The following is a 26,754-nucleotide window of genomic DNA, read 5'->3' as shown; positions in this document are numbered from 1 at the left end:
TCACACCGTCAGGTTGAAGTTCGGGTCGGTGCCGTAAAGCGCCAACGAGGCCATCAGGACCACCAGCACGATCGCCACCAGCGATGCCCGCATGGAGCGGCCGACCGCCTCACCCACGCCGACCGGTCCGCCACTGGCGAAGTAGCCGTAGTAACAGTGGTTCAGCATCACGATGATCGAGATGATGATCGCTTGCACGAACGACCATGCGACGTCCTCGGGTCGCAGGAAGGTGCGGAAGTAGTGTTCGTAGGTGCCGGTCGACTGCCCGTAGAACAGCGTCGTGGTGACCTGCGCGGACAGGAAGCTCATGATGATCGCCATCGCGTAGAGCGGGATGATCACGATGAAGCCGGCCATGAGGCGGGTCGAGACCAGGTAGGAGATCGACTTGATGCCCATCACTTCCAGCGCGTCGACCTCCTCGCTGATCCGCATGGCGCCGATCTCGGCGGTGGCGCCGGCACCCACCGTGGCGGCCAGCGCGACACCGGAGACCACCGGCGCGGCGATGCGCACGTTGACCAGGGCAGAGAAGAATCCCGTGAACGCCTCGACACCGATGTTGCCCAGGGAGGCAAAGCCTTGGATCGCGATCAGCGAGCCGCCCGAGAGGGTGACGAAGCCGACGATCGCCACCGTGCCGCCGATGACGGCCATCGCGCCGGTGCCCATGCCGATCTCGGCGATCAGCCGCAGCATCTCTTTGCGGTAGTACCGCAGCGCGTGGCCGATGGAGCCGACGGAGCTGACGACGAACCATGCGACGTGGCCGATGCTGTCGAGCCCACGCGACGGCGCGGAGACGAGCTTTTCGACACGGGCGTAGCCGCGGGGAAAGCGCTGCCGCAGGACGGTGCCGGTAGTGGTGTGCGTCTGCGATGTGGTTGCCATGTCAGCTCCCCGTTCCGAACCGCACCCCGATGGTGGTGAGCACCACGTTGACCGCGAAGAGCGCGATCACGCACAGCACCAGGGTCTCGTTCACGCCGGTGCCGACGCCCTTGGCGCCGCCGCCGACGGTGAGCCCCCGGTAGCAGCCGACCAGCCCTGCGATCAGGCCGAACAATGTGGCCTTGACGATAGAGATCACGACCTCCGGCAGGCCGGTCACCAGCGTGAGCGTGGAGAGGTAGGCACCTGCCGAGATGTTTTGGATGTAGACGCCGAAGAGGTAGCCGCCGACCAGGCCGATGGTGATGACCGCGCCGTTGAGCAGGAGTGCGACGAAGGTGGAGGCGACGACGCGCGGGACCACGAGCCGGTGGATGGGGTCGATGCCGAGCACCTCGAGGGCGTCGATCTCCTCGCGGATGGTGCGGGCGCCGAGGTCGGCGCAGATCGCGGTCGAACCCGCACCGGCCACCACCAGCACGGTGACCAACGGTCCGAGCTGCGTGACGGCACCGAGCGCCGCACCTGCGCCGGAGACGTCGGCTGCTCCGAACTCGGCGAGCAGGATATTGAGCGTGAAGATGACGAGCACCGTCATCGGCACCGACACCGCGACGGTGGGCAGGAAGGACACCCTGAACAGGAACCATGCCTGGAGGATGAACTCGCGCCACTGGAAGGGACGGAACAGCCCCTTGCCGGTCAGCACGCACATCCGGACGAAGCCCCCGACCGCTTGGAGCCCCGGCCTCACCTGATCGCGCACGTATCCGGTCAAACCGCCGTTGGCCGCGGTCATGAGTGCGTCCCGACGCCGGGACCGTCACACCCGTGGCGCACCGGCAGAACCTCTCGCATGCCGCCTCCTTGCCCCGTCCCGACGATCGTGACCGATGTCTCTTTACTCTCAAGTAGTAACTGAGACCACAGGACTGTACCCGATCGTCCTCCGGCCGTGCACCGCATCGGGAGGATCGCGCACCCAAAAGTTAGCAAGCCTTCCCTCATCCACTAACCGCCGGAACCCGTGGCCGAAGCCGTTGTGGCAGTGCACCTTTCGCCCGCATCACGGTGGACCACGCCTGCGTACCGCTGGCGGAGCTCCGTCTTGAGCACCTTGCCGGCCGGGTCACGGGGATTGGCCCGCTGCGCAGCGCACACCACCTGCCACTGCGCAGGCACCAGGAAGGCCATCTCCGGGGGTGTGATACGGAACTTCACCGGGACGGCGATCCCGCCGAGCTTGTTGACCGCCAGGACCGACTCGATGAATTCCGTGCGGTTGAGCATGAGGATCAGCACGCGGTCACCGAAGCCGACGCCGCGGCGGCTCAGCGCGCCGGCCAGCTTGGTGACCCGGTCGTCGAGCTCGCCCCAGGTGGTCGTGCGGCCCATGAACCGCAGCGCCGTATCGGCGGGCTGCATGAGGGCATGCCGGGCGAGCTGATTGGTCCAGTTCTGCCTACGGGCCAGATACGGCTGCTCAGTGGCGGATGGCTCAGTGGCGGATGGCTCAGTGGCGGATGGCTCGGCAGTCAACGGCGGTGGCTCCATCGTCTCCGGGTTCGCGTGTCGTCGGAATGTCATCGAACATCGAATGGCCCGGGTCACACTATGGCCAAGGCGCTTTGTGGACAAGCCCGTCCAATCCCGCCGAACCGCAGAGCCCCCTGAACGCCCCCGTCAGACGACGTCCGGCGAGGCGGCGCGCCAGTCGCCGCGAACAGCTCTCCGACGAAGTGGCGGGTCATCTGCGGGCGGCGATCATGACGGGGTCGCTGCGGCCGGGCACGTTCATGCGACTCGACGAGACGGCCGCCGAGCTGGGGGTGAGCGACGAGGGGATGGTCCAGCTCGAGCCGCACCGCGGTCACGTGGGGGTGCCGATGACGCGTGGCGACATCGAGGAGGTGGCGTTCGCGGAGTTCGGTGGTTCCTTGCTGCATGTGGCGCGGTATCTGCCGCTCCTGCTGTACACGACTGATCAGAACTGCGGCGTGGAGGCGGTCGCGAGCCATCGCGAGTTGATCGCCGCACTGCGAAGGCGTGACGCAGAGACGGTGGTGCGGTTGACGACGGGTCCGTTCACCGACGGGGCACAGAGGTTGATCCTCCGGCCGGAGCAGATCGGGCTCTGGGGGTAGCGGGAGCGGCACATGGTTCGGCCGCGACGCCGTCAGAATCCATACACGTCTGCCCGGCTATCCGCGACAGGCGAGCGACAAGATCTCCACGAGCACACCGCACGAAACGACGTCGCTGAGGAGTCGCTAACAGGCGGGCAAACCGCATAGTGGCTGACCGAGAGACTGGTGTGACGCCTGTGGCGATCTTGCGGATCTGGGGACAAACCCACCCCTGGGGATGAGTCTCTCCCGACGCCCCGGACGCGTCTGCCCGCCCTGACACCGTCGACCCATGACCAGCCGACGTCTGCTCCGCGGAGTCGAACTCCGCTATGTGCTCACCATGTACCTGCAACAGCACGGCACTCAGACCGTCCGCGAGCTCGTCGACGGACTCGAAGACCAGGGCTTCGGATTCGTCGGCCGCCCATCGAAAGCCGTCTCCGACGCGCTGCGCTGGGAGATGAGCCACGGCCGGGTCGGCCGGAGAGCACGCGGGCGCTACGGCCCGCTCGAAATGCCGCGCTCCACCGAGTACCGCATCCACCGGCGCGTCCTGGCCCTGAGAGCCGAAGCGGCCGCCTTGGCCGGCGCCGACGACGATATGTTCTGGGACCGGAAAGCAGGCGTCGGCTAGGCGCTACCCGCACCCAGCTGTTCGGCCCGGGCCTTCAGGTTCTCCGCCAGATAGTCCAGCGTCTCCCCGACCGCCTTCTTCACCATCGGCTTCGGGATCGGCAGCTTCGTCTCGACATCCATGTCCACCGTCAGCAGCGACGACGCCCCGATCGGCACCACCGAGAACCGTTGCTCGTGCTTGTCGAAGTGATCGCCCTGCTGCAGCAGCGTGAAGATCTGGTTCTCCCCGGGGTAGTAGACCGCGGTGATGAACGTGCCCGCCTGCCCCTGCACCTCGACGTCGAGCCGCAGCTGGCTGGGCCGTCCATCGTCATAACGGGCGAGAATCCAGCACCCCCTGACTTCCGGGTTCCATTCCGGGAACCTCTCGAAATCGGCGACGATCGCCATGACGGCCTCGGCTGGGGCGTCGACCTCGACGGTCTTGCTCACGAGCGGCATCGGGCGAGCATATCGACTACTCGACGAGCGCCGTCTCCAGCAGCGGCCTGATCTGATCCGGGATCGGGACCGGCCGACGTTTCGAGCGGTCGACGTACACGTGCACCCAATGCCCGATCGCCGCGGCCTGCACCGCGTCGCGTTCGAACAACGCCAGGCGATAGGTCACGCTGCTGTTGCCCAACCGCGTCACCCCCAGCCCGACCACCAGTGGATCCGGGAACCTCAACTCCGCGAAGTACCGACAACCCGATTCAGCGACCACTCCCAGCCACGGCGCGCTCACCGGGTCGACGCCCACTGTGGTGTTGACCCACCCGTTGATCGCGGTGTCGAACATCGCGTAGTACACGGCGTTGTTGAGATGACCGAACATGTCGTTGTCGGTCCACCGGGTCGTCACCGGCCACTGCACCGGGAAATCACTGCTCGTCGGCCGTCCAGATTCGGGGGGCATGGTTTCAGTCTCGCAGTCGGGGCAGTCTGGTGAGCATGACCATGACGATCCGCGGCGCCGTCCTGGAAGAGATCGGCCGGCCACGACCCTTCGCCCAATCCGTACCGCTGTCCGTGTCGGAGCTGCAGCTGGATTCGCCCGGGCCCGACGAACTGCTGGTGCGAATCGAGGCCGCGGGTCTGTGCCACTCGGATCTGTCCGTCGTCGACGGCAACCGGGTGCGGCCGGTTCCGATGCTGCTCGGCCACGAAGCCGCCGGCGTCGTCGAGAAGGTCGGTCCGGGCGGCTCCGATCTCGCCGTCGGCCAGCGGGTGGTGATGACGTTCCTGCCGCGCTGCGGCCAATGCACCGCGTGCGCCACCGACGGCCTCAGCCCCTGCCAACCGGGCACCGTCGCCAACAGCGCAGGCACTCTCATGCACGGCGGCATCCGCCTGCACCGCAACGGCCGACCGGTGCATCACCACCTCGGCGTGTCGGGATTCGCCACTCATGCTGTGGTGGATCGGCACTCGGTGGTGCCCGTCGGCGCGGAGGTCCCGCCGGTGGTGGCTTCCCTGCTCGGCTGCGCAGTGCTCACCGGCGGAGGCGCGGTCCTCAACGTCGGCAGGCCGCAGCCCGGCCAGACGGTGGCCGTCGTCGGTCTCGGCGGTGTCGGCATGGCGGCGGCGATCACCGCCATGGCCCACGACGACGTCGGCGTCGTCGGCATCGACCAACTGGAGGAGAAGCTCGACCGCGCCCGGTCGATGGGCATCAACGCCGCCTACACCCCGGAGGAGGCCGCCGAACGGGCCCTCAAGGCCGAGGTGGTCGTCGAGGCGGTCGGCCACCCGGCCGCATTGGAGACGGCGATCGCGCACACCGCTCCCGGTGGCCGCACGATCACCGTGGGCCTGCCCCGTCCCGATGCGCGAATCTCGTTGTCGCCGTTGGGGCTCGTCACCGAAGGGCGCTCGTTGATAGGTAGTTACCTGGGCTCGGCGGTGCCGGCCCGAGACATCCCCCGCTTCGTCGAGCTGTGGCGCTCCGGCCGTCTCCCGGTGGAAACTCTGGTCTCCTCGACGATCCCCCTCGACCAGATCAACGAAGGCATGGATCGCCTCGCCGAAGGCAAGGCGGTGCGCCAGGTGATCGAGTTCGACTAGCACCGCTGCGGCTCAGAACCAGGCGTCGCGCATCTCCTACGTCGTGCGGTCCAGGCTCTCGAGTGGTGCCGCCGGGTCTTTCGCGGTCACCGGCCGTCGGCCTCGACGAGGTACCTGGGGACGATGAACAACGCCGGATATCCACATCTTCGACCCGAACACTCGGTAGGTGCCGTCGTGCTGGGGTTCCGCGCGGGTCGCGATATCGGCCAGCGACGACCCGAGCATCGGACGGACGAACACGTCGACCTGTTCAGCGGTGCCGGACTCCGCGAGCAGGTTGGCGTTGGCGATCGTGCGCATGATGTAGCCGGAGGTCGCCGCCCAAGCCTCCTTCACCTCGGGGATGAGCGTGACCTTCTCGCTGTCGAACGTCGGTTCGTGGGCGTCGCTCGCCTTGTCGCGCGAGTGCTCGCGAATCGCGGCCGCTGCGTCAGCTCGTCGACGCGTAACCACTCGAAGAGCAGGAAGTCCAGGTCGCGGCGCGACAGCAGCGTCGATTTCATCGGATCGTGCTCACGCCGCCGTCGATGGGGATCACCGTGCCGGTGACGTATGCGCTGGCCCGGCTGGCGAGGAACACCGCGATGCCGGCCATGTCGTCGGGCTCCCCGACGCGCCCGAGCGGCAGCGCCGCGCCGACGGCTTCCTCCCCGGCGGACAGCAGTACCTTGGTCATCCGCGACGGGAACAGTCCTGGGGCAATGGCATTGACGAGGATGCGCGGTGCGAGCTCGGTCGCCAGGTGCTTGGTCAGCATGTGCACCGCGGCCTTGCTCGCCGCGTAGGAGAAGTTGTTGCGCCCGCGCTCGGGGGTGTGGAAACCGTCGACGCTGCCCGTGTTGACGACCCGGGCCGGATCGCGTTCGGTTGCACCGGCTTGCAGCATCGGCACCAAGGCGCGGGTCAGCAGGAACACTCCCTTGACGTTGACGTCGAAGACCCGGTCGAAACCGGATTCGGGGAACTCCGCGAACGGCGCACCCCAGTTCGCGCCGGCGTTGTTGAACAGCGCGTGCAGGGCTTCCTCGCGCGTGGTCAGCGCATCGGTCAGCGTCTGCACACCTTCGGCGGTCCCCAGGTCGGCGGGCACCGCCTCGACGCGGCCCAGCGGCGACAGTTCGGCGACCGCGGCGGCGAGCTCGGCTTCCTTGCGGCTGGACAGGTAGACCGATGCGCCTGCCTGTAACAGCCCGCGGGCGATCATCACACCGATGCCGCGTCCACCGCCGGTCACCACCGCCACCTTGCCGTGGAGTGAGAATAGATCAGTCACGCGCAGCTCCGCTCCTGACGTCGACACCCAGCGGTGACTCGGTGCGCACCGTCTCGTCGCGGATCAACCCGCGCAGTAGCGCGGTGCTGAACTCCTCGGCGATCTCCTGCGCGGTGCGCCGTCCTTGGGGACGCAGCCAGCGGTACGCACCCAACGTCATCCCGATGTATCCCAGCGCCAGCACGTGCGAGTCACAGTCGTAGAACTCGCCGCTCGCGATCCCCCGGTCGATCACGTCACGGACGTGCTCGTAGACCTGGGCCTCCTTCTCGCTGATGTACTCCACCTGCTCCTCGGTGAACCACTCGCTGATGTAGGGGCCCTCCTGGAAGTACACGGCCGCGCGTTCGATGTCGCTGGCGATCCCGACGAGCAGCCGGCGGGTGAAGTGGTAGATCGTCTCGCGAGCCGATGCGCTCGGATCGTCGTGCAGCGCATCGACGGTGAAGTCGGCGGCGCCCTTGTAGATGTCGTAGAGGATGAGCGACTTGCTCGCGTAGTAGTGGTAAACCGTGGCCTTGTTCAGGCCCACGGCGTCGGCGACGTCGTCCATCCGGGTGCCGTGGTAACCGCGCGCGGCGAACAGTTTGGTCGCGACGCGCAACAGTTCTGCACGCCGAGTCGACCCGTTCGGCGAGGCTTCGGGAGACATGACACCTCACTGTCTGCGGGCCCGTCGAGCGGGCATCGATCAACTGGCTGGTTGGTCAGTCTATGGCAATGCCATCGAGCCCTGGTCACGTTCGGTGTTGTCGTTCTATACTCCCGACGAACAGCCGCGTCTCACCCGGAGGTACCGATGGACCCGAATCCCGATTACGACGCGAGCGACGAGATCGAGTTCTTCTTCAGCTACCTCGCCTGGGGTCTGCGCGGGGTCTCCGGCCCGGGCGGCGGGTACCCGCCGCCGGCATATCCGCCGGTCTGAGCAGCGGAGGCCGGTTTCACGGCTACGCCGGTCAGGCTGCGCCGGTCAGGCTGCGCCGGTCAGGCTGCGGCGGTCAGGCTGCGGCGGTCAGGCTGCGGCGCTGTGACCGTCGGTCATTCGGGCTGGCTGCCGCGGGCGTCGAGTCGACGTAGAACCCGGTCGACGACGGTCGGATCGGTGCCCGACTCGGACCGGGCCCGCACCACGGCCTCGCGTGCGACGGTCAGTATCTCTTCCTTGGTGCGTTGACCGTCATCGCATGGTCGGTGTGCGCGTCGTGGGATGGGGCGTCGGGCGGGGCGAGTCCGACCGAATGCCACATTCGTTCGGCGTTGTCGCGCGCGTTCGATGACCTCGGGGTCGGCTCCCTCGCGCTCGGGGAACTCGGGCGGAAGCGCCAGCACCGCGGCGAGCGTCACCACGCCGCGCATCCCCGCCCACGACGAGATGGTCATCTCCCGCCAGCCGATCGGCTCGGCCACGTGCTGCTTACGCCGGTGCAGTCGCTCGTCGATGGTGGCGACCGGGAACATCCACAGGAACCGCACGACGATGACCACCAGCGAGGTCGCGTCGTTGGACAGCCCTTCCCCCTCGATCGGCCAGAGGTGTCTAGGTACCCGCTGACGACCCACCGCACCCGGCGAGGACCCCCGCCATAACGTGCCTTACCGTTACCTTATTTTTCCCTTAACTTCCTTAATTCGGGTGTACGGTGGCACGCATCGCTCGGTCGAGGAAGGAGCCAGACATGCACCACGGACCCGAACGGACTGTCATGATCACGGGTGCCTCAGAGGGCATCGGCGCCGAGGTCGCGCGGCACCTCGCCGGCCCCGACACCCACGTCCTCGTCCACTACCACCTGAACTCCGGTGGTGCGGACGCTGTCGCGGACGCGATCCGCAGCGCGGGCGGTCACGCGTCCACGCTGGGCGCCGACATCTCCGACGAAGCCGAGGCGGCGGCGCTGATGGATTCCGTCGCCATGCGGTTCGGACGGCTGTACGCGCTGGTCCTCAACACGGCGGGCCGGTCGGAACTTGGCGCCGACCCCCGGTACGCCATGCGCCTCAACCGGGATGCGCAGCGCCGACTCGCCCGTTTGGCGGTGCCACTGATGCCGGCCGGCGGTCGCATCGTGTTCGTCACCAGTCATCAGGCGCATTTCTTCCCGAACAAGGCGGTGCCGAAGGGTTACGTCGCGGTCGCCGCGAGCAAGCGCGCCGGCGAAACCGCCCTGTACGGGATGCGCTCGGTCCTCGCGCATGCCGGCGTTCATCTCACCGTGGTCTCCGGCGACCGGATCGACGGTCCGAACACGGCCCCGCTCCCGACGGCCGACGAGTTCGCCGAGGCAATTGTGGGTGCGGCCAGGACCCCGCTCCCGCCGAGCATCGTCTATGTCGGTAAGGCCGACTATCTGATGAGTGCCTGACCGACGCAGAGGGCGGCCGCCCACTGTACTTCGGCGGATGGCAGACTATCGCGATGCAAATCGCGATACCCCGCGAATCTTCGCCCGGCGAGACTCGCGTCGCCGCCACACCGCAGACAGTCGGGCAGATCGGCAAGCTCGGATACTCGGTCGTCGTCGAATCAGGTGCGGGTGCGGCATCGAGTTTCTCCGACGCCGCCTATGTCGAGGCGGGTGCAGAGATCGGCGATCCATGGTCGGCCGACGTGGTCTTGAAGGTGAACGCACCGACCGATGACGAGATCGCGGCGCTGCGCGACGGTGCAACGCTGGTCAGCCTGATCTCGCCCGGGCTCAACCCCGACCTCGTCGAGAAACTGTCCAACCGTCGGATCACCGTGCTGGCCATGGACGCCGTCCCGCGGATCTCGCGGGCGCAGTCGCTGGACGTGCTTTCCTCGATGGCCAATATCGCCGGGTACCGCGCGGTGATCGAGGCGGCGCACAGGTTCGGCCGGTTCTTCACCGGTCAGGTGACCGCGGCGGGCAAGGTACCGCCCGCGAAGGTGCTGGTGGTCGGAGCGGGCGTCGCCGGTCTGGCGGCCATCGGCGCCGCCGGGAGCCTCGGCGCGATCGTGCGGGCCACCGATCCGCGCCCCGAGGTCGCCGATCAAGTCCGGTCCCTCGGCGGGGAGTACCTGGCTGTCGACCCGTCCGCCGGCGAGGTGTCGGCCACCGGCTACGCCAAGGAGATGGGCGAGGACTACAAGCTCCGCGAGGCGGCGCTCTACGCCGAGCAGTGCAAGGACGTCGACATCATCATCACCACTGCGCTGATCCCGGGCCGTCCCGCCCCGCGGATCATCACCGCGGACATGGTTGCCTCGATGAAGCCGGGCAGTGTGATCGTCGACATGGCCGCCGCCAACGGGGGCAACGTGGAGGGAACCGTCAAGGACCAAGCCGTCGTCACCGACAACGGGGTGACGATCATCGGCTACACCGACCTCGCCGGACGGCTGCCCGCAACGGCTTCCCAGCTCTACGCCACCAACCTGGTCAACCTGCTCAAGCTGCTCACCCCGGAGAAGGACGGGAAGCTGACCCTCGACTTCGACGACGTCGTGCAGCGCTCGGTCACCGTGGTGCGTGACGGCGAGGTGACCTGGCCACCGCCGCCGGTGCAGGTCTCAGCCGCACCGGCGGCCACGGCCGCAGCGCCGGTCGAGCCGAAGCCGGCCAAGCGGCCCATGACGACGGCGCGCCGCCTCGGAACCACCTTCGGTGTAGCCGCGGTGCTGCTCGTCCTGATCGCGCTCTCGCCCGCCGCCCTGCAAGTCCACCTGACCGTGTTCGCGCTGGCAATCGTGATCGGCTACTACGTGATCGGCAACGTACACCACGCGCTGCACACTCCACTGATGTCGGTGACCAACGCGATCTCGGGGATCATCGTCGTCGGCGCGCTGCTGCAGATCGGCCACGGCGACGCCGCGAACAGCACAGCCGTGACCGCGCTGGCCTTCGTCGCGATCCTGCTCGCCAGCATCAACATCTTCGGCGGCTTCGCGGTCACCCGCCGCATGCTCGCGATGTTCTCGAGGAGTTGAACCATGTTCACACTGGAAACCGCCGCCACCGCTGCCTACGTCGTCGCGGCCTTGCTGTTCATCCTGGCGTTGGCCGGGTTGTCGAAACACGAGACGTCCAGAGCCGGCAACACTTTCGGTATCGCCGGGATGGCCGTGGCGCTGATTGCGACCATCGCGCTGGCGCTGGCCCGCCACATCGAGCCGCTCGGCCTTGCGCTGCTGCTCCTGGCGATGGTCATCGGGGCGGCGATCGGGCTGTGGCGGGCCAAGATCGTCGAGATGACGGGCATGCCGGAACTGATCGCCCTGCTGCACAGCTTCGTCGGTCTTGCCGCCGTGCTCGTGGGCTGGAACGGTTACCTGTACGTCGAGGGTGACCCCGGCGGCAGCGAGGCGGCCGCTCTGGCCGGCGACGGCATGCTCGGCATCCACTCGGCCGAAGTCGTCATCGGCGTCTTCATCGGCGCGGTCACGTTCACCGGGTCGATCGTGGCCAACCTGAAACTCTCCGCGCGGATCAAGTCCGCACCGATGATGCTGCCCGGCAAGAACATCCTCAACGTCGGTGCACTCGTGGTGTTCACCGTGCTCACGGTCTGGTTCGTGATCGACCCACAGCTGTGGCTGCTGATCGTGGTGACGGTGCTCGCACTGCTGCTGGGCTGGCACCTGGTCGCCTCGATCGGCGGTGGCGACATGCCGGTGGTGGTGTCGATGCTCAACAGCTACTCCGGCTGGGCCGCCGCCGCCTCCGGCTTCCTGCTCGGCAACGACCTGCTGATCATCACCGGCGCCCTGGTCGGCTCCTCCGGTGCCTACCTGTCCTACATCATGTGCAAGGCGATGAACCGGTCGTTCCTCTCGGTCATCGCCGGCGGCTTCGGCATGGAAAGCCCAGGGGCCGGAGCCGATGTCGACTACGGCGAGCACCGCGAGATCAACGCCGAGGGGGTGGCCGAGCTGCTGTCCTCGGCCAGTTCGGTGATCATCACGCCGGGCTACGGGATGGCCGTCGCCCAGGCCCAGTACGGAGTCGCCGACCTGACCCGAAAACTGCGCGAGCGCGGCGTGAACGTCCGGTTCGGCATCCACCCCGTCGCAGGCCGACTGCCCGGGCACATGAACGTGCTGCTCGCCGAGGCCAAGGTCCCCTATGACATCGTGCTCGAGATGGACGAGATCAACGACGACTTCGCCGACACCGACGTCGTGCTGGTCATCGGCGCCAACGACACCGTCAACCCCGCCGCGTCGGAGGATCCGGGCAGCCCGATCGCCGGTATGCCGGTGCTCACGGTGTGGAACGCCAACAACGTCATCGTGTTCAAGCGCTCCATGGCTTCCGGCTATGCCGGCGTGCAGAACCCGCTGTTCTTCCGGGAGAACACCCAGATGCTGTTCGGCGACGCCAAGGACCGGGTCGACGCGATCAACGCGGCGTTGTCGGTCGCCGAGAAGGTGTGACGTACGCGGATGCCGGTTGATCGTCTGCTGCCCTCCGACGAGGCACGCGAGCTGATCGCGCTGACCCGCGACATCGCCGACAAGGTGCTCGACCCCATCGTCGATGCGCACGAGAAGTCGGAGACGTATCCGGACGGTGTGTTCGCCCAGCTCGGCGCCGCGGGGCTACTGAGCCTGCCGCAACCCGATGAGTGGGGTGGCGGGGGTCAGCCCTACGAGGTGTACCTGCAGGTGCTCGAGGAAATCGCGGCGCGGTGGGCGGCGGTCGCGGTTGCGGTCAGCGTGCACAGCCTGTCGTCGCATCCGCTGCTGGCCTTCGGCACCGACGAGCAGAAGCAGCGGTGGCTGCCCGGCATGCTGTCCGGTTCACAGATCGGGGCGTACAGCCTGTCTGAACCGCAGGCGGGTTCCGACGCCGCGGCGTTACGGTGCGCTGCTGTGCCTTTCGCAGGGGGCTACGCGATCACCGGTGAGAAATCGTGGATCACCCACGGCGGCCGGGCCGATTTCTACACCCTCTTCGCACGCACCGGGCAGGGATCGGGTTCCGGAGGGCAGAAGCGCAGCGACCGGGGAAGCAGGGGGGACATCTCCTGCTTCCTGATTTCCGGCGACCAACCGGGGCTCTCCTTCGGCAAGCCGGAGGAGAAGATGGGCCTGCACGCGGTGCCGACGACGACGGCGCACTACGACCAGGCCCGTGTCGACGCCGACCGGCGCATCGGCGCCGAAGGCCAGGGTCTGCAGATCGCGTTCTCCGCACTCGACTCGGGCAGGCTGGGCATCGCGGCGGTGGCCGTCGGGCTGGCGCAGGCCGCGCTCGACGAGGCGACGTCATACGCCAACGAACGAACCACCTTCGGCCGCAGAATCATCGACCATCAGGGGCTGGGATTCCTGCTGGCGGACATGGCGGCCGCGGTGGTCAGCGCCCGCGCCACCTACCTGGACGCGGCGCGTCGGCGCGACCTCGGCCTGCCATACTCGACCCAGGCCAGCGTCGCCAAACTGGTGGCGACCGACGCGGCGATGAAGGTGACCACCGACGCGGTGCAGGTGCTCGGCGGCGTCGGCTACACCCGCGAATTCCGGGTGGAGCGCTACATGCGGGAAGCCAAGATCACGCAGATATTCGAGGGCACCAATCAAATTCAGCGCCTGGTCATCTCGCGCTCGTTGACGCGTTGACGGGTTCGGCATGGAAGACCGGTTCGAAACCGGCGGCGCTGGCGCGGCCCGTCTCGGTGTAGCGGTGGCGCCGATGGAACGTCGGGTCTCCGTCGTCGCGACGTTCGTGGACAACCGCACCCACCGCGATGGGGTGAAGGAGTAGCTCGTCCTCACCCGCCATGGTGGTCGTGGGTCGTCGGCGCGGCACAGATCATGCTACGTCATCGCCGATCAGGGTAGGGCGGTCTGGCAGCTTCGACACGTGTCATATCGTGACGGCATGGACTTCACGATGTCGGCAAAGGCGCAGGACTACCACCAGCGGCTCACCGATTTCATGACCGAGTACGTCTTCCCCGCCGAAGCCGACTACCACCGTTACCGCGAGGAGGCCGGCCGCAACGACCACACCGTCCCGCCGGTCGTCGAGGACCTCAAGAAGCTGGCCAAGGAACGTGGGCTGTGGAACCTGTTCCTGCCGTCGATCTCCGGGTTGTCGAACCTGGACTACGCGGAACTGGCCGAGCTGTCCGGGTGGAGCCTGGAGATCGCCCCAGAGGTGATCAACTGCGCCGCCCCCGACACCGGCAACATGGAGACCCTGCACCTGTTCGCGACCGAAAAGCAGCGCAAGCAGTGGCTCGAGCCGCTGCTCGCCGGTGAGATCCGCAGCGCGTTCGCGATGACAGAACCCGCCGTCGCCTCCTCCGATGCCCGCAACATCGAGACCACGATGCTGCGCGACGGCTCGGACTACGTGATCAACGGCCGCAAGTGGTGGATCAGCGGCGCCGCCGACCCGCGTTGCAAGATTCTGATCGTGATGGGCCGCACCAACCCTGACGCGGCGTCGCATCAGCAGCAGTCGATGATCCTGGTGCCCATTGATACAGCTGGAGTCGACATCCAGCGCTCGCTCCCGGTGTTCGGTTGGCAGGACCAGCACGGCCACTGTGAGATCGTGTTCGACAACGTCCGGGTGCCGACCGAGAACCTGCTCCACGAGGAGGGCAGCGGTTTCGCGATCGCCCAGGCCCGTCTCGGCCCGGGCCGCATCCACCACTGCATGCGCGCTCTCGGCGCCGCCGAACGGGCACTGGCGTTGATGGTGGACCGTGTGCAGAAGCGGGTCGCGTTCGGCAAGCCGCTGGCCGAGCAGGGTGTGGTGCGCGAAGCGATCGCCAAGTCGCGCAACGACATCGACCAGGCCCGGCTGCTGTGCCACAAGGCGGCCTGGACCATCGACCAGCAGGGCAACAAGGCCGCCCACGTGCTGGTGTCGCAGATCAAGGCGGTCGCCCCGCAGGTGGCGTGCGACGTCATCGACCGCGCCATCCAGGTGCACGGCGGGGCCGGGGTGTCCGACGACTTCCCGCTGGCCCGGCTCTACGCCTCGCATCGCGCCATGCGGTTGTTCGACGGCCCGGACGAGGTGCACATGCGGACCATCGCGCGCGCCGAACTGGGCGGCGAGAAGTCCCCGTTCGCCGCGGCGGTGTGTCGCTAGTGGTCTCGGCCGGCGACGAACTGTCGGGAGCGTGGAACTTCCGCGACGTCTCCGAGCAGACCGGCGTCGCCTCCGGCGTGTTCTTCCGCGCCAGTGAGTTGTCCCGCCTGAACGACGACGGCCGCGCCGCGCTCGCCGGCTACGGCGTCACCGACGTCGCCGACCTGCGAACGTTACGCGAACTGGAGCGGCACGGTCGCGGACTGGTGCCCGCCGGGGTGGACGTCCACCATCTGCCGTTCATCGAGACCGTCGCCTCGGACGGGCAGGCGCCGCACGAGCACGCCTTCCAGCGGATGATGACCGACAAACCCGACGGCGAGTCGGTCGGGGCCGCCGCCGCACGCTACATGACCGAGGAGTACGGGCGCATCGCGAGCGCCCCGCTGGCCCAACGGGCCGTGCGGCAGGTGGTGACCCTGTTGGGCTCGGGACACCGCGTGCTCGCGCACTGCTTCGCGGGTAAGGACCGCACGGGCTTCACGGTCGCCGTCGTGCTCCAGGCCGCCGGAGTGGACCATGACGCGGTGATGGCCGACTATCTACGCAGCAACAACGCCGTGCCGCGGTTGCGCGAGAGCATCCTGGCAACCGTGCGCGAACGCGCCGCCGGGACTCCGGAGGTGCTGGAGATGGCGGAGGCCCGGCTCACGGATTCGGTGCTCGGAGTCCAGGAGGAGTACCTCGTCACAGCACTCCGCACGATCGGCGACGAGTACGGCTCGATCGACGGGTACGTGGCGGCCGCCGGCGTCACCGACGACGAGCTGGGGCGGCTGAGGTCGGCACTGCGCGGCTGATTGCGAAACGGCGATGCGCTACGACGTCAGGTAGACCCCGACCGCCCACGCCGCTGTCGCGAGCAGCGCGCCCGCCAACTCCACCCCCACCGACAGCGCGACCCCCTTGACCGCGTGCACTGTCGACGCCCACGCCACCCGCTGGTCGCGGCGCACCCCGAGTTCGGCGATGTACACCCCTCCGACGAAGCCGATCACCAGACCGAGCACCGGGATCACGAAGAACCCGATCACGCCCAGCACACCGCCGGCCACCAGACTCATCGTGCGGACCTCGGCCGCACGCATCCGCCGCATGGGCCACAGGTACTTGATCAGCAGCGCCGCGCCGAGGATCCCGGTGACCACACCGAGCGTCACCCAAGCCGTGACGTTCTGCTCCACGACCGCCCATACCGCGATGGCGCCGAACACCAGCAGGGTGCCCGGCAGCAGCGGCACCACGATGCCGGCCATGCCGACGGCGACCGCCAGTGCGACGAGAATAATCCCACCTGCGCTCATGGGCGCCGACCCGGCGCTGTTGTCGCGGAGCTAATCCGGACGCCTCTGCGTCGGTGTAGACCAGGCCGGACGGCCACCGGTGAGCTGCTGCGCCAGAACCGCTTTCACCCGCTCAGCCGAGCTTGAAGCTCGCCTGCTGCGCTGCGGACAGATCGGTGATCTCGCCCCACTTGGCGGCGACGTCGTCGAGGGTGGGCACCCCGTCGGAGAACGTCACACCCTCGTTCTGGAACAGTGCGGTGCGCTGCACCTTGCCGCCGCCGACGATGAAGACCGAGCCGGTGTCGACCAGCTCCTCGGTCATGAGGTGGCCGACGACCGGGGCAACATACTCGGGCGTGAGCTTCTCGAAGACCTCCGGCGGCAGGATGTCCTGCGTCATCCGGGTGGCAGCGATCGGCGCGACCGCGTTGGTCTTGATGTTGTACTTCGCGCCCTCCTGGGCGAGCGTGTTGATCAGGCCGACGAGGCCGAGTTTGGCGGCGCCATAGTTAGCCTGGCCGAAGTTGCCGAACAACCCGCTGGTCGAGGTGGCGACCACCACACGGCCGAAGCTCTGCTCACGGAAGTGCGGCCAGGCCGCGCGGATGACGTTGTAACCGCCGTACAGGTGCACCTTGAGCACCGCGTCCCAATTCTCGAACGTCATCTTGTGAAACGTGCCGTCGCGCAAGATGCCCGCGTTGCTGACCACACCGTCGACCTTGCCGAACTCGTCGAGCGCGGTCTTGATGATGTTCTCGGCGCCCTCGGGTTCGGCGACGGAGTCGTAGTTGGCCGCCGCATGCCCGCCGGCGGCCTTGATCTCGTCGACGACCTGATCGGCCATCGCCGACCCGGCACCGGTGCCGTCGCGCGCACCGCCGAGGTCGTTGACGACGACGGCGGCGCCCTCGCGGGCGAGCGTCAGCGCATACTCCCGGCCCAACCCTCCACCGGCTCCGGTCACGACGATGACGCGATCTTGGACTCCTGGCATGGTTTCCTTTCGAGTTACCGGTGATTTCGCTAGAAGAGGCGACGGGCGAGTTTCCAAGCCCTCTCTGTATACGGCGGGTAGATGAAGGCGCCCACGTCGGGTCGGGTGGGCTTGGACATCACGGTCTTCTTGTGGCTGAACGTCTCGAAGCCGAACCTGCCGTGGTAGGCGCCCATCCCGGACGGCCCGACACCGCCGAACGGCAGCTTGCTGGTGGCGAAGTGGAACAGCAGGTGGTTGATCACCATGCCGCCGGACGACACGTCCTTGACCACACGCTCGCGAATCGACTTGGACTTGGTGAACAGGTATGCCGCCAACGGTTTCGGCCGGGCGTTCACGAAGGAGATGGCCTCGTCGACGGATCGGACAGTCACGATCGGCAGGATCGGCCCGAAGATCTCCTCCGTCATCAGCGGCTCGGCGGGGTCTGGGTCGACGACGACGGTCGGCTGGATGCTCATCGTCGACGGGTTCGAGCCGCCCCCGACCACCACGTCGCCCTTGGTCGCGGCCAGTGCGGTGGTGAGCCGGTCGAAGTGCCGCTCGTTGACGATGCGCTTGCCGTCGGGGTTCTCGGATTCGAAGGTCCGCACCGCGGCCTTGATCTTGTCGACGAGCTGGTCGCGGATCTGTGCCTCGGCCAGTACGTAGTCAGGAGCGATGCAGATCTGGCCGGAGTTGATCAGCTTCGTCCAGGCGATGCGCTTGGCAGCCACGTCGATGTCGGCGTCGGCGGTCACGATCACCGGGCTCTTGCCGCCGAGCTCCAGCGTGACGGGAGTCAGGTGCGGTGCGGCGCCCTCGTAGACCTTGCGGCCGACCTCGGTTCCGCCGGTGTAGAGCAGGTAGTCGAAGCCCTGGGCGATGAGTTCCTGGCTTACCGCGCCGTCGCCCTCGATCACCACGATGGCCTCGTTGTCGAGGTAGCGCGGTACCAGTTCGGCCATCAGCGCCGAGCTGGCCGGCGCCACCTCCGAGGGTTTGAGCACCACGGTGTTTCCCGCGGCGATCGCGCCGACAGCGGGCCCGAGCGTCAGCGCGAACGGGAAGTTCCAGGCGCCGATGATCAGCACCGTGCCGTAAGGCTCGTATTCGACCCAGCCGAGCCCCGGCAGCTGCGACAGCTCCAACATCCGGTAGCGGCGGCGCGTCCACTTGCGCAGGTTCTTCGCGGCGTCCTTGGCCTCGCCGGCGACACTGGCGATGTCGGCGAGCCACGCCTCGAACGGTTTACGGCCAAGGTCCTGCTCGAGCGCGCCGGCAATCGCCGTCTCGTTCTCGATTATCAGCCGTTCCAGCGCGCGCAATTGTCGTCTACGCCATTCGATGTCGCGGGTGCGGCCGGTCGCGAAGGTACGACGAAGACGTTCGACGGTAGCGGGGATGTCGGAGGTGGGCCGGACGGCCTGGGTGACCTGAGCGGCGGAATTAGTTGTCATGGCTGGTCCTTCCTGACCGGAATGACTCGATCGTAACCAACCGGTTGCCCCCGCCCACCAGGGTCCGCGATGTTAGTCGACTTTCTCCGCGGTCACCCGGGCGTCCTGTTTGTCTCAGGACAGCTTCTCGGCGGTGACGAAGTCAGAAAACGCTTCCTCATCGGTCAACTCGGCCGGCAGGGCCCACCTGTTCAGCCGGCGCATCTCCTGCTGAGAGCGGACCGCGGTCGCCGTCCAACCGTGGGTGTCGAGCCACTCGGCGACGTCGGCGCGGTCGACGTCTTCGTAGATGAGCTGCTGGATGTCCAGCGTCGCGGCCATCCCGAACCTCTCGGCAATGCGCTCGAAACGCTCCCGCATCTCCTGGCGCCGATCGCCAGCCTGCACCCCCGTCGTCTCCACGGCGACGCGACTCCCCGGCGCCGACAGTGCGGTGATCTGCTCGAACAGCCGGTCCTGCGCCCCGGCAGGCAGGTACATCAGCAGACCCTCGGCCAACCATGCGGTCGGGGTCGGCGGGTCGAACCCGGCCACGCGCAGTGCGGCGGGCCAGTCGTAGCGCAGGTCCATCGCCACCTCGCGGCGGGTGGCGGCGGGTTCGACGCCGTGCTCGGCGAGTCTGGCGGCCTTGTACTGGAGCACCTTGGGCTGGTCGATCTCGTAGACCGTTGTGCCCGAGGGCCAGGCGAGGCGATACGCCCGCGAATCCAGGCCGGAGGCCAAAATGACTACCTGGCGGATCCCGGCCTCGCCGGCGGCGGCGAAGAACGCGTCGAAGAAGTGCGTGCGCACCGCCTGATAGCTGTTCATGTGCTCGAAGATCGCGGCGGCCTCGGTGTCGGCATCGGCGACCTTCCCGACGAAGTCGGCGTCGAGCACCTTCTCCCATATGCCGGTGCCCGCCCCGCTGACGAGCAGCCTGGCGTACGGATCCCGGATCAACGGCTCGGGACGCTCGGTCTCCGCGGCACGCGATGCGGCCACCATCACCGCGGTGGATCCCACGCTCGTCGCGATGTCCCAGGTGTCGTCGTCGGTGCGCAGGGAGCTCATCAACCCGACGCTACCGAAATGACTTAGAGCAGCTATCGATTGTGGTTGATCTCACCCCTCAGTTGCTGAGCTGCCACAAATCGTTGGCCATCAGCAACTCGAATTTCTCCACGATGCCGGCGAGTTCCTGTTGGCCGCCCACATAGCCGGCGTAGAAACCCATCCCCCACATCACCGCGACCAACATCTCGACGATCGACGGGACGTCGGTGTCGGTACGGAGCTCACCGCGGTCGATGGCGTCGTTGACCGCCCAGGACACGAACGACCGCGACATCCGCAGCGCGTCGTGTTCGTCGCTGCGCAGATCGGGATGTCGCTGGGATTCGAGCACCGACGTGACGAGAAATGCGGCGGCCGAACGGTCTTGGGAGTCGGCGTGGATGGCGGCCGCGAAGAAGGCCGACAACCGGCCCAGCAGCGTGCCCTCACCGTGGGCGCGTTCCATGCCCGCGCTAATCACCCAGGCATTCGTCTGTTCGACGACCTCGCGATAGAGAACGCGTTTGTTGGAGAAGTAATGGTTGATCGCGGGACGAGTCAGATCGGCCCGAATCGCGATTGCCTGGAAAGTCGCAGCGTCGTAACCGAGTTCGCTGAAGACCTCTCTGGCAGCGCGCAAAATGCGCTCACGTGTCTCTGCGGCCTTCGCTGCGGGCGGTCGTCCCGGCCCACGGCTGGCAGTATGCGGCACGGTGAAATTGTGCCATAGGTAACGTCGGTCACTCCCACACGGTCTAGGCCGCGCGCCCGCGGGTGCATTTCCAGCAAATCCCGGCCGCGCGCGGACGAATCATCGCAGGCAGACGTGTGGCGATGTCGGCCACAAAAGCAGCCGCAGCAACTAATCTGTCGTCCCATGGGGGCGGTGGTCACTCGGGAGGCGTACTTCGAGACCGGACTCGCCATACTCGCCGACCGGGGTTACGGCGGGCTGAAACTCGCCGAGGTATGCCACCGTCTCGAAGTCACGACCGGGTCGTTCTACCACTACTTCGCCAACTGGTCGGCCTACACCCGCGAGCTCGTCGACTACTGGTGCGAGCACGCCACGACGCGGATCGTGGACGCCGTCCGCGCCGAGGACGACCCCCACCGGCGAGTCGAGACCCTGATCCGGGAGGCGCTCGCGCTGCCGCACGGAGCCGAGGCCGCGATCCGGGTGTGGGGCGCGATCGATCCGAACGTGTGTGCCGTGCAGGCCCGGGTGGACCGTCAGCGCTACGACATCGTGCGGGAATCGTCGCTGGAGCTCGTCGGCGACGCGCGGCAGGCGGAAGTCTTCGCAGCGTGGTGTGTCTACGTCCTGGTCGGGTACGAGCAGACCACCCTCCCCCGGGACCATGACGCCATGACCTGGATCGCCGCCGAAATCATCCACGCCCTCGACTCCGGCCGTTTGAGCTCGCTGTCCGGCCCCGCCTGAGCCACCTACCGGCGGTCTACCATCGGCGATCATGCTGACCCCGGCCGTCCTGTGGCGCCGGGCCGCCGACCGGATCGAGCACCGCGACCCCGAGCGCGACGCCCTGCGCCGCGCGACCCGGGCGGGCATCGTGATGCCGATCGCCGCGGCCGTCAGCTTCACCCTCGACGGGCAGTCGCAGACGCCGATGTTCACGATCTTCGGCTCGGTGGCGCTGCTGATCCTCGCCGACTTCCCCGGCAACCGGCCTGCCCGCGCGCTGGCCTATGCCGGCCTGGGGATCAACGGCGCGGTCCTCATCACGGTCGGCACGCTCGTCGCGCCGTACCCGTGGCTCAGCGTGGGGCTGATGTTCGTCCTCGGTGTCGCGGTGATGTTCGCCGGAGTGCTCAGCGAGATCATCGCGGCAGGCCAGCGTGCGACGCTGCTGACGTTCGTGCTGCCGGCCTGCACGCAGCCGGGCCCGATCGACGAACGGCTGACGGGTTGGCTGATCGCCCTGGCGGTGTGTGTGCCGGCCGCGCTGTTCCTCTTCCCGCCCCGGCATCACGACGATCTGCGGCGCCACGCCGCCCGCGTATGCCGCAAGCTGGCCGACTGCCTGGAGGGGACGGCGACCACCCGCGACGTCACGCGGGCGATGAACGCGCTGTACGACACCTTCGTCAACGCGGATTTCCGCCCCGTCGCCCTCACCGCGGGCAGTCGCGCGCTGGTGCGGGTGGTCGACGACTTAGGCTGGCTGTCCGACCGGATCACCGACCATCACGGCGCCCTGCTGGGCGATATGAAACCCCCGATCGTGCGGGTGCTGCGCGATTCGGCCGCGGTACTACGCATCCGCGACGGGACCGCACGCGCCGCGCGCGCCGCCGACCTCGACGCGGCGCTGACCGAGCTGCGCGCGGTCGCCCATGGCCGCTACCGGGAGGACATCGAGCAGATCCTCGCCGTGCCCGACGACGCCACCGCGCTCGACGTGGGGCGAACCCTGCTCGGCCGCCGTACTTTCTCGGCGACGGTCGGGGTGACAGGACGCGTCATCCGCAACGCCGCCCTGGCCGACGCCCGGCCGGTCTGGGCCCGAGTCCTCGGCCGTCGGCTCCCCCAGACGGGCGCGGCCGACTGGGTGATGCCGGAGACGACGGCCATCGCGGCCATCACCAAGGGCTTCGTCGCCACCCGCGCCGTCGTACTACAGAACAGTCTGCGTACGGGACTCGGCCTGGCACTGGCCGTGGCCGTGACACACGTCTTCCCGGTCGAACACGGCTTCTGGGTGGTACTGGGCGCGATGTCGGTGTTGCGCAGCAGCGCGCTGACGACCGGAACCCGTGTGCTGCGCGCCGTCGCCGGGACCGGCATCGGCTTCGTGATCGGGGTGGTGGTCATCGAACTGGTCGGGATCCAACCGGTGGTCATGTGGCTGCTGCTCCCGGTGGTCGCGTTCGGCTCGGCCTACGTCCCCGAGGTCGCATCGTTCGTCGCGGGGCAGGCCGCGTTCACGATGATGGTGCTGATCATCTTCAACGTCATCCAGCCGACGGGGTGGTCGGTGGGGCTGATCCGCGTCGAGGACGTGGTGGTCGGCGCCCTCGTGGGGATGACGGTGTCGATGCTGCTATGGCCCCGCGGGGCGTCGGTGATGGTCTCGCTGGCCGTCGACCACGCCGCGGTGGCGGGCGCCGCGCTGCTCAAGGCGGCGGTGCTCCGCGTAACCCGCGGTGCGTCCGAGACCGCCGACGACCGCGTCGTCACGCTGAGCCACGAGGCGCTCGAGGCGTCCCGCACCCTCGACGACGCGCTGCGGCAGTACCTGTCGGAGAACCACGGAGAGACCGCCGCCAAGGCCCCGGCGGTTGGCGCCGCCAACCGTGCGGTCCGATTGCGCGGCGCGGCAGAACTGGTCGCCGACGTGGTGCCGCCACCGCTCGGCGTCTATCCGGGGACCCGCAAGGTGCTCGAGAGCCACGCCGACCTGGTGCCGCTACGGCTCCTCGGCCGGCCGGTGGCGCGGTCCCTGCCGCCGATCAGCGACGACTTCGTCCGGGCCCTTCGCGCCGAGGCCGGTGGCAGTGAGCTCGCAGTGTCGGCGGCTTTGCCGCTGGTCACCGTCGCTGCGCAGCTCGGCGAACTCGAGCTGCTCTACCCCCGGCGCGAGGAACACCGCACCGTCCGCAGCTGAGTCACCGGCCCGTGGTGGGGGGCATCAGCGCGTCCGGCGGGATGTTGCCGAACTTGCCGGCCTGAAAGTCCTCGACCGCTTGGATCACTGAGGATTTCGAGTTCATCACGAACGGCGCGTAATGAACGACCGGCTCACTGCTGGATCGGATGCCCGGCAGGTTCACCCACAGCTGGATGCCGTGGAAGTTGCCACCGCTGCCGACCAGTTCGAACCCGCGGTGCGGATGCCAATCGGTGCCGCTGGGTTCTCCCCGCGCCGCCGCCGCGTCCGCGCTGTTGATCATGGCGCTCAACTGATCATGGCGCTCGACGCCGCCGGGCACGGAGTTCCTCACGGCAAGAAACCGCAGTGACCCGCCCCCCAATGCCCTTAGGCTTGCTCCGTGCAATCGACCGGTCCGCGTGGCGCGATGGGATGGGCCGCCCGGGAGGCGGGTCGAGATTTGCTGTCTACACTGAGGCTGCTGTCTACACTGAGGCTGCTGTCTACACTGAGGCGCGAAGCCGTCGGCGGGTCGACACGGGGGGTGCGCAGCGCGGTGCAGCGGGTGGGTGTGGTTCTGGCGGCCCTGCTGTTGGCGCTGGCCAGTGCGCCACCGGTGGGAGCGATCGAACCACCGAGCATCGACCCGGCGGCGCTGCCGCCCGACCAGACGGGGCCTGATTCGCCGACGGAGCAGCGCAGGATCTGTTCGGCCCCCACGGTGCTGCCCAACTTCAACTTTGCCGACAAGCCATGGCCGAACGACTATCTCCAACTGGCCGAGGCCCAGGAGTTCGCCACCGGCGCGGGCGTCACCGTCGCGGTGATCGACACCGGTGTGAACGGGTCGACCCGCGTGCCGGCCGAACCCGGCGGTGACTTCGTCGACCAGGCCGGCAACGGGATGTCGGACTGCGACTCGCACGGCACGCTGACGGCATCGATCATCGCCGGACGCCGGTCGCCCACTGACGGGTTCGTCGGTGTCGCCCCGGATGCCCGCGTGCTGTCGCTGCGCCAGACCTCGGAGGCCTTCCAGCCGGTCGGCGCCCGCCAGGACCCCAACGACCCGAACACCACGCCGACCGCGGGTTCGCTACGCAGCCTGTCTCGCGCCGTGGTACACGCCGCCAACCTGGGCGCGCAGGTGATCAACATCAGCGAAGCCGCCTGCTACAGAATCACCCGTCCCATCGACGAGACCGGGTTGGGGGCGGCGATCAACTACGCCGTCAACGTGAGGAACGCCGTGGTCGTCGTCGCCGCGGGCAACACCGGGCAGGACTGCACGCAAAACCCGCCGCCCGACCCGGCGATCCCGGCCGATCCGCGCGGGTGGCAACAGGTCCAGACCGTCGTCAGCCCGGCCTGGTACTCGCCGCTGGTGCTGACCGTCGGGAGCATCAACGACAACGGTCAGCCGAGCAACTTCTCGATGTCCGGGCCGTGGGTGGGTGCGGCCGCGCCGGGCGCCAACATCACCGCACTAGGGTACGACGGTAAGCCGGTCAACGCGCTGCAGGGTCAGGACGGTCCGGTCCCGATCGGGGGCACGTCGTTCTCCGCTGCGTACGTCTCGGGGCTGGCCGCACTGATCAAACAGCGTTTCCCCGCGTTGACCCCCGCGCAGATCATGAACCGCATCACGGCAACCGCGCGGCATCCGGGCGGCGGTGTGGACAACTACGTCGGCGCGGGTGTCATCGATCCGGTGGCGGCGCTGACATGGGAGGTGCCCGAGGGGCCCGCAGCGATTCCCTACCGCGTCAAGCAACTGCCTGCGCCGGTGTACGTGCCGCCGCCCGATCGCGGGCCGATCACCGGGGTGGTCGTGATCGGGGCGGGTCTGACGCTGATCCTCGGCATCACCGCACTGACCCGGCGGGCGTTGAGGCGCCGATGAAATCCCTCGCCGCGCAGTTCGGTCTGCGCCTGAGCACCGGCCACCTGATGTGGGCGGCGGTGCTGATCCCGGCGTGCATCGCGATCTTCGTACCGCTGGACGCGATGTGGGTCGGGATCATGGTCTGTGTGCTGATCGCATTGATCGCGACCGTTACCCTGCGTGGACGCCGGTTGACGGGCTGGGTGGCGGCCCTGTTCTCGTGGCGGCGCAGGCACCGCAGCACCCCGCCGGCGCCGTCGGAACCCGCGGTCGGTGCCACGGTCATGCCCGGTGACCACGTCGCGGTGCGCTGGCAGGGCGATCACCTGATGTCGGTGATCGAATTGGTACCGCGACCGTTCACGCCGACCGTGGTGGTCAATGGGCAGTCCTTGACCGACGACGTGCTCGACACCGCAATGGTGGAGAAGCTGATCGCGGCGCACTGCCCGGAACTCGAAGCCGACGTGGTGGCCGCGGGGTACCGGGTCGGCAAGACGGCGCCGGCCAGCCTGGTGGCGCTGTACGAACAGGTGGTCGGACCGTATCCGGCGCCGGCGAGCCGCCGGACGTGGATCGTTTTGCGTGCCGATCCAGAGCTGACCCGGAAACCAGCGCAGCGCCGCGACTCCGGCGTGGCCGGTCTGGCGCGGTATCTGGTCGCCGCGACGACCCGACTAGCGGATCAGTTGGCGAGCAACGGGATCGACGCCCGGCCCAGCCGCAGCTTCGACGATTTCGACCGGGCGACCGAGGTCAGCTTCGAAAGGGAGACCTGGTCGGCGATCAAGGGCCGCAGCACCTTCACCGCCGCCTACAGCGCATCCGGCGGTCCGGACGCGTGGTGGTCGGCGCGCGCGGACCACACCATCACCCGGATGAGGATCCGCCCGGGCACGGTCCCGACGACCACCGTGCTGTTGACAACATTGGCGAATCCGTCTACCCCCCGCGGGTTTTCGTGTCTGTTCGGGGGCCAGCGCGCCGCGCTGCAGGGCATCAGCCCGGTGACCGACAAGCACCACGAGTTGCCGATCGGCTCGGCCGGCGTCCTCGTCGGCGAGACCGTCGACCGGTACCCGGTGTACATGCCGTTCGACGACGTCGATGTCAGCATCAATCTCGGTGATGCTCGGCTGTTCACCCAGTTCGTGGTCCGGTCCGCGGCCGCGGGTGCGGTGGTGACGCTTGGACCGCAGCTCGGCGAGTTCGCCGGCTTCGTCAACGGAAGGATCGGCCACGAGGCCAAACTGTCGTGGCCGAACGCCACCACCTATCTGAGCCCACATCCCGGCGTCGGCCGGGTGATACTGCGAGACAACTTCATCGACACCCCGAGGCACCGGCAGCTGCCCATCCGATTGGTCAACCCACGCGAGGAAAGCCGCTACCAGATGGCACTCGAGCAGTGACCAACCGTTTGCCGACCGCCAAAA

28 protein-coding genes and 2 pseudogenes are annotated in these 26,754 nt (G+C 68.0%); 15 read left to right on the top strand and 15 right to left on the bottom strand.

The features are described from left to right. From G6N07_RS19475 to G6N07_RS19465, 3 genes and pseudogenes are all read right to left on the bottom strand, one after another. A complete protein-coding gene (locus G6N07_RS19475) occupies positions 1–894 on the bottom strand; it encodes an MlaE family ABC transporter permease (RefSeq protein ID WP_085190595.1) in 894 nt (297 codons plus the stop codon). A 1-nt stretch (position 895) separates the two neighbouring features. After that, entirely contained in the window at positions 896–1,693 is a 798-nt protein-coding gene (locus G6N07_RS19470; RefSeq protein WP_085190597.1) for an MlaE family ABC transporter permease, read from the bottom strand. Positions 1,694–2,073: 380 nt separating this feature from the next. Beyond that, a pseudogene (locus G6N07_RS19465) lies at positions 2,074–2,448 on the bottom strand (AMP-binding protein); the annotation flags it as partial. Positions 2,449–2,564: 116 nt separating this feature from the next. Here G6N07_RS19465 and G6N07_RS19460 point away from each other — a divergent pair. Then, positions 2,565–3,038: a GntR family transcriptional regulator gene (locus tag G6N07_RS19460; protein WP_109749307.1), complete on the top strand. Its 474-nt coding sequence runs from the start codon at positions 2,565–2,567 to the stop codon at positions 3,036–3,038. A 274-nt stretch (positions 3,039–3,312) separates the two neighbouring features. After that, the gene (locus G6N07_RS19455) at positions 3,313–3,657 is read left to right on the top strand and encodes a hypothetical protein (RefSeq protein ID WP_085190599.1); all 345 of its coding nucleotides are present in this window, start codon (positions 3,313–3,315) and stop codon (positions 3,655–3,657) included. Here G6N07_RS19455 and G6N07_RS19450 read toward each other — a convergent pair. Together G6N07_RS19450 and G6N07_RS19445 are read right to left on the bottom strand one after the other, a co-directional pair. Then, complete coding sequence (locus tag G6N07_RS19450) at positions 3,654–4,100, bottom strand: SRPBCC family protein (protein ID WP_085190601.1); 447 nt, start codon at positions 4,098–4,100, stop codon at positions 3,654–3,656. The two genes, G6N07_RS19455 and G6N07_RS19450, sit on opposite strands and share 4 nt — an antisense overlap. 16 nt (positions 4,101–4,116) lie before the next feature. Beyond that, positions 4,117–4,557 (bottom strand): acyl-CoA thioesterase, encoded by a 441-nt coding sequence (locus G6N07_RS19445; RefSeq protein ID WP_085190603.1) that lies wholly within the window; start codon positions 4,555–4,557, stop codon positions 4,117–4,119. A 41-nt stretch (positions 4,558–4,598) separates the two neighbouring features. Here G6N07_RS19445 and G6N07_RS19440 point away from each other — a divergent pair, with 41 nt between their 5' ends. Continuing rightward, positions 4,599–5,705 (top strand): alcohol dehydrogenase catalytic domain-containing protein, encoded by a 1,107-nt coding sequence (locus G6N07_RS19440; RefSeq protein WP_099050215.1) that lies wholly within the window; start codon positions 4,599–4,601, stop codon positions 5,703–5,705. A 63-nt stretch (positions 5,706–5,768) separates the two neighbouring features. Here G6N07_RS19440 and G6N07_RS19435 read toward each other — a convergent pair. The 3 genes and pseudogenes from G6N07_RS19435 to G6N07_RS19425 all read right to left on the bottom strand — a co-directional run. Further along, positions 5,769–6,211, bottom strand: a pseudogene (locus tag G6N07_RS19435) (acyl-CoA dehydrogenase family protein); the annotation flags it as partial. Continuing rightward, positions 6,208–6,981, bottom strand: coding sequence for an SDR family oxidoreductase (locus G6N07_RS19430; RefSeq protein WP_085190607.1), 774 nt, complete (start codon positions 6,979–6,981; stop codon positions 6,208–6,210). The pseudogene G6N07_RS19435 and the gene G6N07_RS19430, both read right to left, overlap by 4 nt. Then, a complete protein-coding gene (locus G6N07_RS19425) occupies positions 6,974–7,633 on the bottom strand; it encodes a TetR/AcrR family transcriptional regulator (RefSeq protein ID WP_085190609.1) in 660 nt (219 codons plus the stop codon). The genes G6N07_RS19430 and G6N07_RS19425 overlap by 8 nt, the downstream gene beginning before the upstream one ends. A 147-nt stretch (positions 7,634–7,780) precedes the next feature. Between G6N07_RS19425 and G6N07_RS19420 the strand changes: the two genes are divergently transcribed. Continuing rightward, positions 7,781–7,909 (top strand): hypothetical protein, encoded by a 129-nt coding sequence (locus G6N07_RS19420; RefSeq protein WP_099050212.1) that lies wholly within the window; start codon positions 7,781–7,783, stop codon positions 7,907–7,909. 113 nt (positions 7,910–8,022) lie between these two features. Here G6N07_RS19420 and G6N07_RS19855 read toward each other — a convergent pair whose 3' ends face one another. Then, positions 8,023–8,544, bottom strand: a complete 522-nt coding sequence (locus tag G6N07_RS19855) for a cation:proton antiporter family protein (RefSeq protein WP_179960008.1) — start codon at positions 8,542–8,544, stop codon at positions 8,023–8,025. 116 nt (positions 8,545–8,660) lie between these two features. Between G6N07_RS19855 and G6N07_RS19410 the strand changes: the two genes are divergently transcribed. The 7 genes from G6N07_RS19410 (at position 8,661) to G6N07_RS19385 (ending at position 15,859) form a co-directional block, all read left to right on the top strand. Continuing rightward, positions 8,661–9,347 carry an SDR family oxidoreductase gene (locus G6N07_RS19410; RefSeq protein WP_085190611.1) on the top strand — a complete coding sequence of 229 codons (687 nt, stop codon included), beginning with the start codon at positions 8,661–8,663 and terminating at the stop codon, positions 9,345–9,347. A 53-nt stretch (positions 9,348–9,400) separates the two neighbouring features. After that, positions 9,401–10,936, top strand: coding sequence for a Re/Si-specific NAD(P)(+) transhydrogenase subunit alpha (locus G6N07_RS19405; protein WP_085190613.1), 1,536 nt, complete (start codon positions 9,401–9,403; stop codon positions 10,934–10,936). A gap of 3 nt (positions 10,937–10,939) precedes the next feature. Further along, the gene (pntB, locus tag G6N07_RS19400) at positions 10,940–12,382 is read left to right on the top strand and encodes a Re/Si-specific NAD(P)(+) transhydrogenase subunit beta (RefSeq protein WP_085190615.1); all 1,443 of its coding nucleotides are present in this window, start codon (positions 10,940–10,942) and stop codon (positions 12,380–12,382) included. Positions 12,383–12,391: 9 nt separating this feature from the next. Next, entirely contained in the window at positions 12,392–13,570 is a 1,179-nt protein-coding gene (locus G6N07_RS19395) for an acyl-CoA dehydrogenase family protein (protein WP_085190617.1), read from the top strand. 10 nt (positions 13,571–13,580) lie between these two features. Beyond that, positions 13,581–13,715, top strand: a complete 135-nt coding sequence (locus G6N07_RS20770; RefSeq protein WP_263858051.1) for a hypothetical protein — start codon at positions 13,581–13,583, stop codon at positions 13,713–13,715. Positions 13,716–13,832: 117 nt separating this feature from the next. Continuing rightward, complete coding sequence (locus G6N07_RS19390; protein ID WP_085190619.1) at positions 13,833–15,059, top strand: acyl-CoA dehydrogenase family protein; 1,227 nt, start codon at positions 13,833–13,835, stop codon at positions 15,057–15,059. Next, positions 15,059–15,859 carry a tyrosine-protein phosphatase gene (locus tag G6N07_RS19385; protein ID WP_085190621.1) on the top strand — a complete coding sequence of 267 codons (801 nt, stop codon included), beginning with the start codon at positions 15,059–15,061 and terminating at the stop codon, positions 15,857–15,859. The genes G6N07_RS19390 and G6N07_RS19385 overlap by 1 nt, the downstream gene beginning before the upstream one ends. An 18-nt stretch (positions 15,860–15,877) precedes the next feature. Here G6N07_RS19385 and G6N07_RS19380 read toward each other — a convergent pair whose 3' ends face one another. The 5 genes from G6N07_RS19380 to G6N07_RS19360 form a co-directional block, all read right to left on the bottom strand. Continuing rightward, complete coding sequence (locus G6N07_RS19380; protein WP_085190623.1) at positions 15,878–16,363, bottom strand: DUF456 domain-containing protein; 486 nt, start codon at positions 16,361–16,363, stop codon at positions 15,878–15,880. Between the two features lie 112 nt (positions 16,364–16,475). After that, a complete protein-coding gene (locus G6N07_RS19375) occupies positions 16,476–17,342 on the bottom strand; it encodes an SDR family oxidoreductase (RefSeq protein ID WP_085190625.1) in 867 nt (288 codons plus the stop codon). A gap of 29 nt (positions 17,343–17,371) precedes the next feature. Then, complete coding sequence (locus tag G6N07_RS19370; protein ID WP_085190627.1) at positions 17,372–18,784, bottom strand: aldehyde dehydrogenase family protein; 1,413 nt, start codon at positions 18,782–18,784, stop codon at positions 17,372–17,374. Positions 18,785–18,898: 114 nt separating this feature from the next. Further along, positions 18,899–19,837, bottom strand: a complete 939-nt coding sequence (locus G6N07_RS19365; RefSeq protein ID WP_085190629.1) for a class I SAM-dependent methyltransferase — start codon at positions 19,835–19,837, stop codon at positions 18,899–18,901. A 58-nt stretch (positions 19,838–19,895) separates the two neighbouring features. After that, a complete protein-coding gene (locus G6N07_RS19360) occupies positions 19,896–20,531 on the bottom strand; it encodes a TetR/AcrR family transcriptional regulator (RefSeq protein ID WP_085190631.1) in 636 nt (211 codons plus the stop codon). A gap of 165 nt (positions 20,532–20,696) precedes the next feature. Between G6N07_RS19360 and G6N07_RS19355 the strand changes: the two genes are divergently transcribed. Beyond that, complete coding sequence (locus tag G6N07_RS19355) at positions 20,697–21,263, top strand: TetR/AcrR family transcriptional regulator (RefSeq protein ID WP_085190633.1); 567 nt, start codon at positions 20,697–20,699, stop codon at positions 21,261–21,263. Between the two features lie 31 nt (positions 21,264–21,294). Continuing rightward, positions 21,295–23,448, top strand: coding sequence for an FUSC family protein (locus G6N07_RS19350; protein ID WP_085190635.1), 2,154 nt, complete (start codon positions 21,295–21,297; stop codon positions 23,446–23,448). Position 23,449: 1 nt separating this feature from the next. On the opposite strand, the gene G6N07_RS21125 is transcribed toward G6N07_RS19350, so the two are convergent. Continuing rightward, positions 23,450–23,773, bottom strand: coding sequence for a pirin-like C-terminal cupin domain-containing protein (locus G6N07_RS21125; protein ID WP_372507528.1), 324 nt, complete (start codon positions 23,771–23,773; stop codon positions 23,450–23,452). A 216-nt stretch (positions 23,774–23,989) separates the two neighbouring features. On the opposite strand from G6N07_RS21125, the gene mycP reads away from it, so the two are divergent. Together mycP and eccE are read left to right on the top strand one after the other, a co-directional pair. After that, positions 23,990–25,336: a type VII secretion-associated serine protease mycosin gene (gene mycP / locus G6N07_RS19340; protein ID WP_085190729.1), complete on the top strand. Its 1,347-nt coding sequence runs from the start codon at positions 23,990–23,992 to the stop codon at positions 25,334–25,336. Next, positions 25,333–26,730 carry a type VII secretion protein EccE gene (gene eccE / locus G6N07_RS19335; protein ID WP_085190639.1) on the top strand — a complete coding sequence of 466 codons (1,398 nt, stop codon included), beginning with the start codon at positions 25,333–25,335 and terminating at the stop codon, positions 26,728–26,730. Before mycP ends, eccE begins: the two co-directional genes overlap by 4 nt. The last annotated feature ends 24 nt before the right edge of the window (positions 26,731–26,754 follow it).

It is taken from the genome of Mycolicibacterium doricum (assembly GCF_010728155.1).
Classification (GTDB): domain Bacteria; phylum Actinomycetota; class Actinomycetes; order Mycobacteriales; family Mycobacteriaceae; genus Mycobacterium; species Mycobacterium doricum.
The sequence above is the reverse complement of the archived record's forward strand: the minus strand, read 5'-3'. Positions and strand labels throughout refer to the sequence as shown.

Excerpts from the sequence above, each read along its gene's own strand:
- G6N07_RS19475 (WP_085190595.1), bottom strand. The coding sequence starts at position 894 with ATGGCAACCACATCGCAGACGCACACCACTACCGGCACCGTCCTGCGG.
- G6N07_RS19395 (WP_085190617.1), top strand. The coding sequence starts at position 12,392 with ATGCCGGTTGATCGTCTGCTGCCCTCCGACGAGGCACGCGAGCTGATC.
- G6N07_RS19380 (WP_085190623.1), bottom strand. The coding sequence starts at position 16,363 with ATGAGCGCAGGTGGGATTATTCTCGTCGCACTGGCGGTCGCCGTCGGC.
- G6N07_RS19425 (WP_085190609.1), bottom strand. The coding sequence starts at position 7,633 with ATGTCTCCCGAAGCCTCGCCGAACGGGTCGACTCGGCGTGCAGAACTG.
- pntB (WP_085190615.1), top strand. The coding sequence starts at position 10,940 with ATGTTCACACTGGAAACCGCCGCCACCGCTGCCTACGTCGTCGCGGCC.
- G6N07_RS19445 (WP_085190603.1), bottom strand. The coding sequence starts at position 4,557 with ATGCCCCCCGAATCTGGACGGCCGACGAGCAGTGATTTCCCGGTGCAG.
- G6N07_RS19390 (WP_085190619.1), top strand. The coding sequence starts at position 13,833 with ATGGACTTCACGATGTCGGCAAAGGCGCAGGACTACCACCAGCGGCTC.
- G6N07_RS19370 (WP_085190627.1), bottom strand. The coding sequence starts at position 18,784 with ATGACAACTAATTCCGCCGCTCAGGTCACCCAGGCCGTCCGGCCCACC.
- G6N07_RS19470 (WP_085190597.1), bottom strand. The coding sequence starts at position 1,693 with ATGACCGCGGCCAACGGCGGTTTGACCGGATACGTGCGCGATCAGGTG.
- G6N07_RS19405 (WP_085190613.1), top strand. The coding sequence starts at position 9,401 with ATGCAAATCGCGATACCCCGCGAATCTTCGCCCGGCGAGACTCGCGTC.
- G6N07_RS19355 (WP_085190633.1), top strand. The coding sequence starts at position 20,697 with ATGGGGGCGGTGGTCACTCGGGAGGCGTACTTCGAGACCGGACTCGCC.
- G6N07_RS19440 (WP_099050215.1), top strand. The coding sequence starts at position 4,599 with ATGACGATCCGCGGCGCCGTCCTGGAAGAGATCGGCCGGCCACGACCC.
- G6N07_RS19455 (WP_085190599.1), top strand. The coding sequence starts at position 3,313 with ATGACCAGCCGACGTCTGCTCCGCGGAGTCGAACTCCGCTATGTGCTC.
- G6N07_RS20770 (WP_263858051.1), top strand. The coding sequence starts at position 13,581 with ATGGAAGACCGGTTCGAAACCGGCGGCGCTGGCGCGGCCCGTCTCGGT.
- G6N07_RS19365 (WP_085190629.1), bottom strand. The coding sequence starts at position 19,837 with ATGAGCTCCCTGCGCACCGACGACGACACCTGGGACATCGCGACGAGC.
- G6N07_RS19410 (WP_085190611.1), top strand. The coding sequence starts at position 8,661 with ATGCACCACGGACCCGAACGGACTGTCATGATCACGGGTGCCTCAGAG.
- G6N07_RS19350 (WP_085190635.1), top strand. The coding sequence starts at position 21,295 with ATGCTGACCCCGGCCGTCCTGTGGCGCCGGGCCGCCGACCGGATCGAG.
- G6N07_RS19375 (WP_085190625.1), bottom strand. The coding sequence starts at position 17,342 with ATGCCAGGAGTCCAAGATCGCGTCATCGTCGTGACCGGAGCCGGTGGA.
- G6N07_RS19420 (WP_099050212.1), top strand. The coding sequence starts at position 7,781 with ATGGACCCGAATCCCGATTACGACGCGAGCGACGAGATCGAGTTCTTC.
- G6N07_RS19450 (WP_085190601.1), bottom strand. The coding sequence starts at position 4,100 with ATGCCGCTCGTGAGCAAGACCGTCGAGGTCGACGCCCCAGCCGAGGCC.
- eccE (WP_085190639.1), top strand. The coding sequence starts at position 25,333 with ATGAAATCCCTCGCCGCGCAGTTCGGTCTGCGCCTGAGCACCGGCCAC.